The 12,340-nt window shown below is 58.7% G+C and carries 12 protein-coding genes; 6 read left to right on the top strand and 6 right to left on the bottom strand.

Going from position 1 to position 12,340, the window contains the following annotated elements; all coding sequences use genetic code 11:
* Positions 1-269: 269 nt before the first annotated feature.
* Positions 270-1,049 carry a peroxide stress protein YaaA gene (gene yaaA / locus JFT81_RS14860; RefSeq protein WP_053117306.1) on the bottom strand — a complete coding sequence of 260 codons (780 nt, stop codon included), beginning with the start codon at positions 1,047-1,049 and terminating at the stop codon, positions 270-272.
* 327 nt (positions 1,050-1,376) lie between these two features.
* On the opposite strand from yaaA, the gene JFT81_RS14855 reads away from it, so the two are divergent.
* From JFT81_RS14855 to JFT81_RS14830, 6 genes are all read left to right on the top strand, one after another.
* Positions 1,377-2,501 (top strand): polysaccharide deacetylase family protein, encoded by a 1,125-nt coding sequence (locus tag JFT81_RS14855; RefSeq protein WP_201227871.1) that lies wholly within the window; start codon positions 1,377-1,379, stop codon positions 2,499-2,501.
* A 337-nt stretch (positions 2,502-2,838) separates the two neighbouring features.
* Positions 2,839-4,233, top strand: a complete 1,395-nt coding sequence (locus tag JFT81_RS14850) for a PhoH family protein (protein ID WP_201147663.1) — start codon at positions 2,839-2,841, stop codon at positions 4,231-4,233.
* 240 nt (positions 4,234-4,473) lie between these two features.
* Entirely contained in the window at positions 4,474-4,947 is a 474-nt protein-coding gene (moaC, locus tag JFT81_RS14845) for a cyclic pyranopterin monophosphate synthase MoaC (RefSeq protein WP_201147664.1), read from the top strand.
* The gene (moaD, locus tag JFT81_RS14840; RefSeq protein WP_096819168.1) at positions 4,944-5,186 is read left to right on the top strand and encodes a molybdopterin converting factor subunit 1; all 243 of its coding nucleotides are present in this window, start codon (positions 4,944-4,946) and stop codon (positions 5,184-5,186) included. The genes moaC and moaD overlap by 4 nt, the downstream gene beginning before the upstream one ends.
* 3 nt (positions 5,187-5,189) lie before the next feature.
* Positions 5,190-5,642: a molybdopterin synthase catalytic subunit MoaE gene (moaE, locus tag JFT81_RS14835; RefSeq protein WP_008080204.1), complete on the top strand. Its 453-nt coding sequence runs from the start codon at positions 5,190-5,192 to the stop codon at positions 5,640-5,642.
* Positions 5,643-5,943: 301 nt separating this feature from the next.
* The gene (locus JFT81_RS14830; protein ID WP_201227870.1) at positions 5,944-6,720 is read left to right on the top strand and encodes an ABC transporter substrate-binding protein; all 777 of its coding nucleotides are present in this window, start codon (positions 5,944-5,946) and stop codon (positions 6,718-6,720) included.
* A 110-nt stretch (positions 6,721-6,830) separates the two neighbouring features.
* Here JFT81_RS14830 and JFT81_RS14825 read toward each other — a convergent pair whose 3' ends face one another.
* From JFT81_RS14825 to JFT81_RS14805, 5 genes are all read right to left on the bottom strand, one after another.
* The gene (locus JFT81_RS14825) at positions 6,831-7,457 is read right to left on the bottom strand and encodes a PAS domain-containing protein (protein WP_201227869.1); all 627 of its coding nucleotides are present in this window, start codon (positions 7,455-7,457) and stop codon (positions 6,831-6,833) included.
* A gap of 93 nt (positions 7,458-7,550) precedes the next feature.
* Positions 7,551-8,678, bottom strand: a complete 1,128-nt coding sequence (locus tag JFT81_RS14820; protein WP_201227868.1) for an FAD-binding oxidoreductase — start codon at positions 8,676-8,678, stop codon at positions 7,551-7,553.
* Positions 8,679-8,826: 148 nt separating this feature from the next.
* Positions 8,827-9,771: an ornithine cyclodeaminase family protein gene (locus JFT81_RS14815; RefSeq protein ID WP_201227867.1), complete on the bottom strand. Its 945-nt coding sequence runs from the start codon at positions 9,769-9,771 to the stop codon at positions 8,827-8,829.
* Positions 9,772-9,907: 136 nt separating this feature from the next.
* Positions 9,908-11,386: an ATP-dependent RNA helicase RhlB gene (gene rhlB / locus JFT81_RS14810; protein ID WP_201227866.1), complete on the bottom strand. Its 1,479-nt coding sequence runs from the start codon at positions 11,384-11,386 to the stop codon at positions 9,908-9,910.
* 96 nt (positions 11,387-11,482) lie between these two features.
* Entirely contained in the window at positions 11,483-12,139 is a 657-nt protein-coding gene (locus tag JFT81_RS14805) for an alpha/beta fold hydrolase (RefSeq protein ID WP_201227865.1), read from the bottom strand.
* Positions 12,140-12,340: the final 201 nt, after the last annotated feature.

Here is a 12,340-nt window from a genome sequence, read left to right as displayed (position 1 = left end):
CAAAGATGGCACTGGTCTCAATTTGATAGCACTTTTGCTTTCGCCCTTTATATATAGGCGATTAATCGCAGTAGATAGTTTTGTGCCACTACTGTGAAAAAAATTAGGTGCCACTACTGAAAAAAATGATCAGTGTCGAGTGAAACAAATCTTAGAAAAGACAGGGATGAAAAACTGGCGCCATTAAAATGGCGAAAAACGGCGAGGGATTTTTGACATCGTGCGAGGTGCACGACTCTTTATAGAAAGAGTCGTGCATTGGGCATGCTTTATTCGGGGGCGTGGTCGCGCAAAAATACCAGATTATCGGGTTTCGATTGCTCGGCGCTGTAGCGATAACCCTGCACATCGAATTGCTTGAGCTGGGCTGGATCGTTGATTTTTTCCTGGATGACGAAGCGGCTCATCAGGCCACGGGCTTTTTTCGCGTAGAAGCTGATGATCTTGTACTGGCCGTTCTTCTGGTCCTTGAACTCGGTGTTGATGATCCGTGCGTTCAAGGCTGTACGTTTGACCGCTGAAAAGTATTCGTTGGACGCCAGGTTGAGCAGCACGTCGTCACCCTGGTCGGCCAGTGCCTCGTTCAGCCATTCGCTGATGCGCGTGCCCCAGAAGGCGTAGAGGTCTTTGCCACGGGCATTGGCCAGTTTGGTGCCCATTTCCAGGCGATACGGTTGCATCAGGTCCAGCGGGCGCAGCAAGCCATAGAGGCCGGAGAGCATGCGCAGGTGTTTTTGCGCATAGTCGAAATTGGCTTCGCTGAAGGACTGCGCGTCGAGACCGGTATAAACGTCACCCTTGAACGCGAGCAGCGCCTGCTTGGCGTTCTCTGGCGTAAACGCGGGCGTCCAGCTGCCGAAACGCGCGGCGTTGAGCCCGCCGATCTTGTCGGACACGTGCATCAGTTCGCTGATCTGCGCCGGCGTCAGGTCGCGCAGTTGCTGGATCAGTTCCTGGGAATGGTCGAGGTATTGCGGCTGAGTGAAGCGCTGGGTCGCCGGCGGTGTTTCGTAATCGAGGGTCTTGGCGGGGGAAATCACCATCAGCATGAAGTCGTCTCCTTTAATCGTGGGGGCGATTCTAGGGGGTTGTCCGAGTTGACTCCAGCTATGGGGGCTATAGGTGTGGGGAAGCTCGGGCATTTGCGACGGCTGGTGGATTTTTCCCTCACCCTAACCCTCTCCCAGAGGGAGAGGGGACTGACCGAGTGATTCTTTCGATTTACGCCGACCTGAGCTATCGAGTTGAACTCAAATTTTAAAATCAACGGAGATCGGCTCCCTCTCCCTCTGGGAGAGGGCTGGGGTGAGGGCAGCGTCCGTGAATTTTGCACATCAGCTATAGTGCCGCGCGGGTTTTGTTATGGAGACGCCCCTTTGCGCATTGTTCTTTTATTCACCGCGTGGCTGTTGAGCTTCGGTGCCGTTGCGGCGCCGGGCGATGTGGCGACGCTGGATCGCAGCACCTGGCCGGAGCAACTGACCAGCCCGACGCTGTTCGACGTCGCCTCGCGGGCGGAAATCCTCATGTTCGCCCGTGGCCTGCTCGGCACCGAATCGATGGACGAGGCCGCCCTGGCCCAGCGTCTGGGCTTGCGTACGGTCAATATCGACGCGATCAACGGCCTGCGCCAACGCCTCTGGCAGCGCTTGTTGGCCAACTACAACTACGCCCAGCAAAGCTGCGATCAGGATGCCTCGTTCTGCTTCCTCGTCGAAGACTTGCCGACCCTGCGCGAGCAAGCCGCCAAATTCGTGGTCAGCGATGACAGCTATTACACCAAGTGGGCCGAACCGAGCCGGATCTTCCATCTGCAGTATCTGGATGAGTTGATGCGCAAGGCCGCGCTGTCGCCGCAGACCAGCAACGAATTCGATCGTTTCGGCGACTACGAGCGCAACGGCGAAGACATGCACGATCGGCTGTTTCTGCTGACCTTCGACAGTGCCGCCAACGTGCAACCGGACAACACCGACTGGCTGACTGAATACCTGCGCAAGTCGAACCTGAGCGGTACGTTCTTTGTTTTGGGCAAGGACATTCAGGCACGCCTGGCCGAGCGTTCTGTGAGCAGCCTGCAAGCGGCGTTCTCGCAACAGTGCGTCGGCGTGCAGGGCTGGGAGTTTCGCTCCCACAGCCATTGGCAGGATTGGCAGGACTCGGTGCGCCGCAGCGCTGATCTGGTCAGGAACAAGCTGCCGGAGAACTACGTGCCGCTGTTCCGCCCCCCGGAGGGCCAGCGCCGCAGCGATGCGCAAGGTTTCTTCAATTCTCAGGGCCTGCAAGTGGCGCTGTGGGACATTGATGCCCAGGACGGCGCCGGCAAACTCAAGGGTGCCCCGAGCGCGCAACGGGTGCTGACGCTGATGTTGTTGTGGCGGCACGGGGTGATCAATTTCAACGTCAAGCAGGACGCGGTGAAGACGTCGATGCCATGGCTGATCACGCAAACGGCGCAAAGTGGGATTGGTTGGGAAGACTGTCAGGACGCGTTTCGCTGAGAAACGGCAAAAGCCCGGAAACATTGGGCTTGAAGTGATTTTTTTGCGGAATTCGATGCAGGCGGACTTCCGACTTTAGCGGGGTCTGGGCAGTCCGCCAAGGGCTTTTCGTCACTCTGCAAAATAAACTTAAAAAAACCGTCAAAGTACTTTTTTATGTCATCGGTTTTGGAGTATTACGAAGACAGACCGCCGAAACCTGCAACACAGGTGGCGTCTTCCAAGACCCGTTTGTTTGCAGTCACTTGAATCTCCGCAGGTGAGATTTCGGCAGTCACTTCGAGGCGCAGCACCGCCCAGGTATTGCGTCTACTGGCTCTGACAAAGGTGACCGAGTATGGATGATCACGGACGTAGCCCTTCTTCCAACCAGCCAATCCTTTATGTACTCGATACCAACGTATTGATTCACGATCCAAACGCCCTGCTTAATTTCGAAGAACACCACGTCGCGATCCCGATGACCGTGCTTGAGGAACTGGACAAGCTCAAGAGCGGGCATCACAGCGTGGCCGCCGAATGCCGTCAGGCCATCCGGCTGATTGACAAGACCTTGGGCGATGCTTCCCCGGAAGACGTCGAACTGGGTGTGCCGATCCAGCGCGGCAAGGGCGGACCGAAGGGCTTGCTGTCAATTCTGATGAGCAAGCAGGCTGAGTCGAACCTGATTCTGCCCGAGCACCTGAACGACAACAAAATCATCAACCAACTGATCGACCTGCATACCCGCGACCCGCAAAAACCTGTGGTGCTGGTGACCAAAGACATCAACATGCGCCTCAAGGCACGCGCCTGCGGAATCGCGGCCGAGGACTACAGCACCGACCAACTGGTCGATGACGTATCCCTGCTGCCCAACGGCTACCACAACATGACCGGCTCGTTCTGGGACCGCGTGAGCAAGGTCGAAACCCGTCAGGACCATGGCCGCACCTGGCACCAGGTGCAACTGATCGACAACCTGCCGGCGGTGCACATCAACGAGTTCATCATTGATGAGCAGGGCTTCGTTGGCTGGATCAAGGAGATTGAAGAAGACCGCTTGCTGATTCTCGACCTGCATCAGGAACCGTTGCTGCACCAAGAGGCGTGGGGGCTCAAACCACGCGACATCTATCAGAGCCTGGCGCTGTACGCGCTGCTGGATCCGGACATTCACCTGGTCAATCTGTCGGGTGCTGCAGGTTCGGGTAAAACCATTCTGGCGCTGGCCGCTGCGATCGAGCAGACCATGGTCAGCAAACGCTATCGCCGCATCATCGCCACCCGCAGCGTGCAGGGTCTGGACCAGGAAATCGGCTTCCTGCCCGGCACCGAAGCGGAAAAAATGGAGCCTTGGCTGGGCGCCATCACCGACAACCTCGAAGCCTTGCACATGGATGACGAAAACACCCATGGCAGCGTCGACTACATCCTCAGCAAAGTGCCGCTGCAGTTCAAATCGCTCAACTACATTCGCGGTCGTAGCTTCCAGCAAAGCCTGATTCTGATCGACGAATGCCAGAACCTCACGCCGCACCAGATGAAAACCATCATCACCCGTGCCGGCGCCGGTTCCAAAGTGGTGTGCCTGGGTAACCTGGCACAGATCGACACCCCTTACCTGTCCGCGACCAGCTCCGGGCTGACCTACCTGACTGAACGCTTCAAGGATTTCCCCAACGGTGTGCACATTACCCTGCAAGGGGTGCCTCGCTCGATCCTGGCTGAATACGCCGAAACGCACCTGTAACTCTCCACACAAAACCGGGCGGCCCAAAAGCCGCCCGGTTTTTTTATGCCCAAACACAAATCAAAATGTAGGAGTGAGCCTGCTCGCGATAGCGGTCGATCAGTCGACATCAATGTTGAATATCAGACCGCTATCGCGAGCAGGCTCACTCCTACAAGGGATGGTGGTGAATTCATAATCAGTGATGCGGAAATCTGACCCGCAGGTTTACAATCCACGCTCCTGATCAGGAGTAATCCCGTGCTGACTCATCTCGATTCCCAAGGTCGCGCCAACATGGTCGACGTCACTGAAAAAGCCGTGACGTTCCGTGAAGCGACGGCTCAAGCGCTGGTGCGCATGCTCCCCGAAACGTTGCAGATGATTGTCAGCGGCGGCCATCCCAAGGGCGATGTGTTCGCCGTGGCGCGCATTGCCGGCATTCAGGCAGCGAAGAAAACCAGCGATCTGATTCCCCTGTGCCACCCGCTGATGCTCACTGGCGTCAAAGTCGAACTCAGTGCCGAAGGCGCAGACGCCGTACGCATCGTCGCCCGCTGCAAACTGTCCGGGCAGACTGGCGTCGAAATGGAAGCGCTGACCGCCGCCAGCGTCGCCGCGCTGACCATCTACGACATGTGCAAAGCCGTCGATCGCGGCATGATCATCGAAAGTGTGCGCCTGCTGGAGAAGGTCGGCGGCAAGAGTGGGCACTTTCAAGCGGAGCAGCCATGAACCTGACCGTGAAATTTTTTGCCCGTTACCGTGAAGCGCTGGGCGTGGATTCGGTAAAGGTCGAAGGCGATTTCGCCACTGTCGATGACGTGAGGGCACTGTTGGCAAAGCGTGACGGCGCTGAAGTGTTGAGCGAGCAGAACCTGATGTGTGCACGCAACGAAGATCTCTGCCAACTCGATGAACCGGTGGTCGATGGCGACGAAGTGGCGTTTTTCCCTACCGTAACCGGAGGCTGAGCCATGGCGATTCGCGTGCAGGCCACGCCGTTCGATCCGGGCGCTGAAGTCAACGCGATGCACGCGGCCAATGTCGGCGTCGGCGCGGTGGTGAGTTTTGTCGGCTACGTGCGCGACTTCAATGATGGGCTGGATGTGGCGGGGATGTTCCTTGAGCACTATCCGGGCATGACCGAAAAAGCCCTCGGTAAAATCGCCATCGAAGCGGAGCAGCGCTGGCCGCTGCTGAAGCTGGAAGTGCTGCACCGCATCGGCGCGCTGGAGCCGGGCGAGCCTATCGTCTTCGTCGGCGCCGCCAGCGCCCATCGCCAGGCCGCTTTCGACGCCTGCGCGTTTGTCATGGACTACCTGAAAACCCGTGCACCGTTCTGGAAGAAAGAAAACACCAGCGACGGGCCGCGTTGGGTTGAAGGGCGCGACAGTGATCATGCCGCCGCGGATCGCTGGAACAAGTAAGCCCTGTAGCGCCCTTTAGTCCGACATCGCTGGCAAGCCAGCTCCCACAGTGTTTTGCGTCGAGCACAAATTCGGTGTGCAGCACAGAACCCTGTGGGAGCTGGCTTGCCAGCGATGAGGCCTTCTGCAACAACAAAAAATTCCACTGACACTCCCTTTTCCTCGATTGACGATTTGTACATACGAGTCCAGTATGGATTTATAAGTACAAAAAATGCTCCGTCCCGCCGCTCGTAGCTAACAGCTCGCAGCTGCTCTTCTTCATCTTGCCAAACCAACAACAACCCGCGAGAGAACGAACATGAAGAAACTCCCCCTCATCACCGGTCTGGCCCTGAGCCTGTTGGCAAGCGCCAGCGTGTTCGCCGCCGAGCAAACCCTGCGCATTGGCATCGAAGCCGCTTACCCACCCTTCGCCTCGAAAACCGACCAAGGTGAAATCGTCGGTTTCGACTACGACGTCGGCAATGCCCTGTGCGCGCAGATGAAGGTCAAGTGCGTGTGGGTCGAGGGTGAGTTCGACGGTCTGATTCCGTCGCTGAAGGTGAAGAAAATCGACATGGCGCTGTCGTCGATGACCATCAACGAAGACCGCAAGAAGTCAGTGGATTTCACCCACAAGTACTACTTCACCTCGTCGCGTCTGGTAATGAAGGACGGCGCCACGGTCGATGATCAGTACGCCAGCCTCAAGGGCAAGAACGTCGGCGTGCAGCGCGCGACCACCACCGATCGTTACGCCACCGAGGTGTTCGAGCCGAAGGGCATCAACGTCAAGCGCTACAGCAACAACGAAGAAATCTACATGGACCTGGCGGCGGGGCGTCTCGATGCGATCTTTGCCGACACCATTCCGCTGAATGACTTTCTCTCGATGCCGCGTGGCAAGGGTTATGCGTTTGTCGGGCCTGAGTTGAAGGATCCGAAGTACGTGGGCGAGGGCGCGGGGATTGCGGTGCGCAAGGGCAATACTGAACTGGTCAGCCAGTTGAACGGCGCCATTGATGGCATTCGCGCGAGTGGCGAATACCAGAAGATTTCCGACAAGTACTTCAAGTCCGACATCTACGGCGACTGATAGTCCGCTATCGCGAGCAGGCTCGCTCCCACACTGGATCTCTGGCATTCACAAATCCCCTGTGGGAGCGAGCCTGCTCGCGAAGAGGCCGGAACTATCGATGAAGATCTCTAGCCCTTCATTTCCTTCAAATGCTTGTACACCGTCGCCCGCCCCATGTTCAGCACATTGGCCACATAGTTCGAGGCGCTCTTGCCCTTGAACGCACCCTCGGCGTGTAGCGCCAGCACCAGTTCGCGCTTGTGGTCGCGAGTCAGCAGATTAAGACTCAACTGCCGCTCGCGCAGCCAGGCATGCAGGAACGTGTTGATGCGCTCCTGCCAGTCATCGCGAAACAGTGAATCGGGCTGCGGAATCAGTTTGCTCGGCGACAGGAACAGATCCAGCGCAGCCTTGGCGTTCTCGAACAGCGAAATATTCAGATTGATGCACAGCACTGCCAACGGCAGGCCTTCGCTGTTGCGCAGCACCGTGCTCAGGCTGCGAATCTTCTGCCCGTCCCAATTGAGCTTTTCGTAGGGGCCGATGTTCCTGTCGCTGACATCTTCACTGAGCATGTCTTCCAGCGATGAGTCGTCACCGATCTCGCGCTTGGACAGGTTGTTGGCGATGTAGTCGACCTTCTGCGTGCGCAGGTCGTGCAGCACCACTTCGGCGTGCGGAAAGAACAGCGTGGCGATGGCGTCGGCGATGGCGCGGAAGTTATCCAGGGCCGGGTCGAGTTCGGGGGCGGTCATGACAGTGGAGCTCCAGGCAGCGTCAGCGCCCCCGTGATCAGGAGGCGCTGCGAGTGTGCCGCAATCTGTTGGGCGCGTCATCCGAACCGGCGCTCAGGCGAGTCGAGCAGGCGAGAGCATGCTGCTGCTCAGTCCGAACTGGCGCAATTGCTCGGGCAGAGGTTCGCCGCGCACCAGCGCCGCACTGGCCTGGCCCATCGCCGGGGACGTCTGGATACCGTAACCGCCCTGCGCCGCAACCCAGAACAGCCCCGGCACTTGCTGATCGAAACCGCTGAGCAAGTCGCCGTCCGCGACGAAACTGCGCAGACCGGCCCACGTGCGGGTCGGGCGGCGGATGGTCAGCGTGGTGGCTTCCTCGATCTGATAGATGCCCATGGCGATGTCGAGTTCTTCCGGCTGCACGTCGTGGGGTTCGACCGGGTCGGCGTTGGCTGGCGAACCGAGGAACATGCCGGCGTCGGGCTTCATATAGAAGGATTCATCGAGACTGACCAGCATCGGCCAGTGATGAATGTCGACGCCTTCGGGCCCGGCGAAGATGAACGCGGCGCGGCGTTTCGGTTGCAGGCCCAGCGATCTGGCCCCGGCCAGTGCGCCGATCTTGTCGGCCCAGGCACCGGCGGCGTTGATGATCACCGGTGCGCTGAAGGTTTGGCCATTGGTCTGCACCTGCCAGAGGCCCTCGGCGTCGCGGCTCAGGCCGAGCACTTCGCAATCGGTATGGACTTCGCCGTTATTGCGGCGGATGCCGCGCAGGTAGCCCTGGTGCAAAGCGTCGGTGTCGATGTCGCTGGCGCTCGGGTCGTAGATTGCGCCGTGGACTTTTTCCCGGCGCAGGATCGGCAGCCGCGCGCAGGCTTCATCGGCGCTGAGCAACTGCATCTCCGGCACCGTGGCTTTGGCGCTGAGGTATTGGTTGTTCAGTTCGGCGGCGTCGCCCGTGAAATCCACGGTCATTTCGCCGCGTGGGGTCAGTAGCGGGTGTTCGCAGAAACCGGCCGGAGGATGATCGAAAAACTCGCGACTGGCCTGGGTCAGTGCGCGTACCTGCGGGGTACCGTAAGCGGCGGTGTACAGCGCAGCCGAGCGCCCGGTGGAGTGATAGGCCGGGTGGGATTCACGTTCGAGCACGATCACTTTGCCGTGCGGCGACAGCCAGAACCCGGTGGAAGCGCCGGCAATCCCGCCGCCGATGATGATGAAATCTGCCTGGCTCATGGAGTTCTCCAGTTAGTACTCAATATCGAAAAAACGCAGATCTCCTGTAGGAGTGAGCCTGCTCGCGATAGCGGTATATCAGTCAACAATAATGTTGAATGTAAAACCGCTATCGCGAGCAGGCTCACTCCTACAGGGGATTTTGGTGTTAGTGGGTCAGGTGATAAACCGCATTGGCCAGGGCGATGTCTTCCAGGCCCAGGCCGATTGAACGGAAAAACACGTGACGGTCGTAAGTCGGTCGCTGGACTTTTTCGCTGAGCAGATCCGCCAAATCGCCGATGATTGAATCCTTGCTCCAGCCATGCTGTTCACTGGCAATCAACATCTCACCCGCCGACCCCGGCGTGGTCAGACGATAGTCGCAGAATACCTGCATGTCGTTGAGGCTCTGCGGCGGTACTTCATGAGCGCGCGGGGCGTTGGTGCTGATCGAGGTGATCAGCGCCGGTTTGCTCAGGGCGCCGGGGTCGATCACCGGGCCTGCGGATGAGGTGCAAAGCATGATCACGTCGGCCTCGGCGATGGCTGCGTCGCGACTGTCGGCAATCTTCAGGTTCGGTGCGATGGTTTTCAACAGCGCCTGAGTCTCGCGGTCTTCAGTAAGCGATGGCGAATACACGCTGATGCTCTGCCAGTCACGCAGCGATTTCACATAGTGCAGATGCGCTTGGGCAACCTTGCCGCTACCGATGATCGCCAGTCGGGTAGCGTTCAACGGAGCCAAGGCGTCGACCGCCACAGCCGTGGTCGCAGCAGTACGTGCGGTGGTCAGCTCACCGGCATCACAAAGCAGCAATGGCTGACCGGTCTGCATCGACATCAACAACGTCCACGCCGTTACCAGCGGGCCTTGCTCGCGAACGATGTACGGTGAGGTCTTCACCCCATACACACCGTCTTCAGCCAGTACTCCCAGATAATTGATGAAGTCGCCTGCACCCTGCGGGAACTCCACCAGTTGTTGCGCCGGTTGCACGGCGTGTCCGGCGGCCAGGTCGCGGAACAGCTTGCGCAGGATCTGCGGCACGTCGATGCGCGCCAGTAGCTCACGGGCCTGAAGTTGGTCGATCACGTAGGGCGTACTGGACATGTCAGGCTCCGAAGTCTGTATGTAAACTAATTTGTCCATTATGGACATTTAGTTATCTCCCGCAAGCACCTGATGAAACGCCGGGCGAAAAAAAAGCGCAGTCCGTTGCCGGCTGCGCTTTTCTTTTAAACGTCGCTTACTGCGGACGCTTGCGCTCGACCGCGCGCAACAGATGCGTTGGCGGTGTTTCACAGCTGATCTTGCGACCGAGTTTTTCTTCGATGGACGGCAACTGGTAGGAGTCGTCTTCACCGGCGAAGCTGATCGACACGCCATCGGCGCCAGCGCGACCGGTACGGCCGATGCGGTGCACGTAGTCGTCGGGGACTTCCGGCAGGGTGAAGTTGATCACATGGCTGATGCCGTCGATGTGGATCCCGCGACCGGCAACATCGGTGGCCACCAGCACGCGAATCTTGCCTTCGCGGAAACCTTCCAGGGTCTTGATGCGTTTGTGTTGCGGCACGTCGCCAGACAACTGCGCAGCATTCACACCGTCGCGTACCAGACGTTCTTCGATGCGGCGGACTTCGTCCTTGCGGTTGGCGAAGACCATCACCCGCTCCCAGCCATTATCGTTGACCAGGTTGTAGAGCAGTTTGTACTTGTCGGCACCGGCCACGGCGTAGATGTGCTGCTCGACGTTTTCGCTGGCCACGTTGGTGACTTCGATTTCGACGATGGACGGATCGGTCGTCCACTGCTTGGCGAGGTTCATTACGTCTTCGGTGAAGGTCGCGGAGAACAGCAGGGTCTGGCGTTCGCTTTTCGGTGGGGTCTGACGAATGATCTGGCGGACTTGTGGGATGAAGCCCATGTCGAGCATGCGGTCGGCTTCGTCCAGCACCATCACTTCGACCATGTCCAGGTGCACGTCGCCGCGCTGGTTGAAGTCGAGCAAACGGCCCGGGGTGGCGACGAGAATGTCGCAATGACGCGCTTCGAGATGCTTGAGCTGCTTGTCGAAGTCCATGCCGCCGACGAACGTCATGACGTTGAGGCCGGTGTACTTGGTCAGGTCGGCGGCGTCCTTGGCGATCTGCACCACCAGCTCACGGGTCGGCGCGATGATCAGCGCACGGGGTTCACCCATGTAGCGTTCTTTTGGCGGCGGGGTCTGCAGCAGTTGGGTGATGATCGAGATCAGGAACGCGGCGGTTTTGCCGGTACCGGTCTGCGCGCGGCCAATGGCGTCTTTGCCGGCGAGGGTGAAGCCCAGCACCTGCGCCTGAATCGGCGTGCAATAAGGAAAGCCCAGATCCTGGATGGCGTGCATCAGTTCTGGAGAGAGCTTGAAATCGTGGAAGCGGGTTTTGCCTTCTTGTGGCTCGACAACGAAATCTTCGAGTTTCCACGGAATGACCGGTGCCTTTGGCTTCGGTTCGCGACGCGGTTTGGCCGGTTGTGGCGCTTCGCTGCGCGCAGGCTCGGCGGCGATTGGCGCGACCGGAGCAGGTTTTGGCTCTTGCTTCGGTGCCGCTACGGGAGCGGGGCGGTCGGCCTGAGGCGCATCGTTGCGATGACCGGGGGCGTGCGACGGCGCACTGGGAACTGGCGCGAGCTGCTCAGCCTCGCTTTTACCGAACATTTTCTTGAGTGCTTCGAGCACGGTCATCTCATCAATTGGTTAAGGAATGTACGCCGGCCAGTGTAATGCAAGAAACGGGCGCGGCGTAGTGTGATGATCAAAGGGCAGGAATTGATCGGAAAATCAGCGCAGGCGTTCGCTCAACCACACGCCGATATCGCGAATTTCTTCGGGTAACACTTCGTGCTCCATTGGGTATTCCTGCCATGTCACGGTGACACCATGGTGCTTTAAATACTCGTAGGCGCTGCGCCCCATCGAGTTTTGCACAACGTTGTCGAACTGACCGTGCAACGACAGCACCGGAATGCGTTGCTGGCTGGCGGACAATTGCAGTTCATCGCTGAATGTTGGCGCATACGTCGACAGCGCCAGTACGCCCCCCAACGGCCCCTGCCATTTCAGAAACGCGGTGTGCAACACCACGGCGCCACCCTGGGAAAAACCGGCGAGGAAAATTCGCGAAGCGTCTATTCCGCTGGCGCGCTCGTTTTCGATCAATTCGATGATGCGATCGGCGGACGCCTCCAGCTCGTCACGGTCGATTGCCCGGGCCGGGCTCATGGCCTTGATGTCGTACCAGCTCGGCATGGCATATCCGCCATTTATCGTCACCGGACGGGTCGGTGCCTGCGGCAACACGAAGCGCGTGCTGAGCAGGCTTTCCTGCAACGCCTCGGCCACCGGCAGGAAGTCGTAACGGTCGGCGCCGAGGCCGTGCAGCCAGATCACGCAGGCATCTACGGGCTTAACAGGCTGAAGAATCAAGGGCTCGGTCATGGCTGCTCCAAAAATGTGCGGGCGCTCTCATTAAGTGCGTGATTCGAGTGCGCGTCGGGTTGATCCGTTAAGAAGATGTCGCAAGGGTACAAGTTTTGCTATTGACCTGTCGCTCAAACGCTTCAGCTGCAGGTGTGGTACGGCGTTTGCTATGGAGGTTTCTGTACAAAGCGTCCTTCGCCTGGCGGTAACACTATCAGT

Source organism: Pseudomonas sp. TH43 (assembly GCF_016650635.1).
In the GTDB taxonomy this organism is placed as follows: domain Bacteria; phylum Pseudomonadota; class Gammaproteobacteria; order Pseudomonadales; family Pseudomonadaceae; genus Aquipseudomonas.
This window is presented reverse-complemented; position numbering and strand designations above follow the sequence as displayed.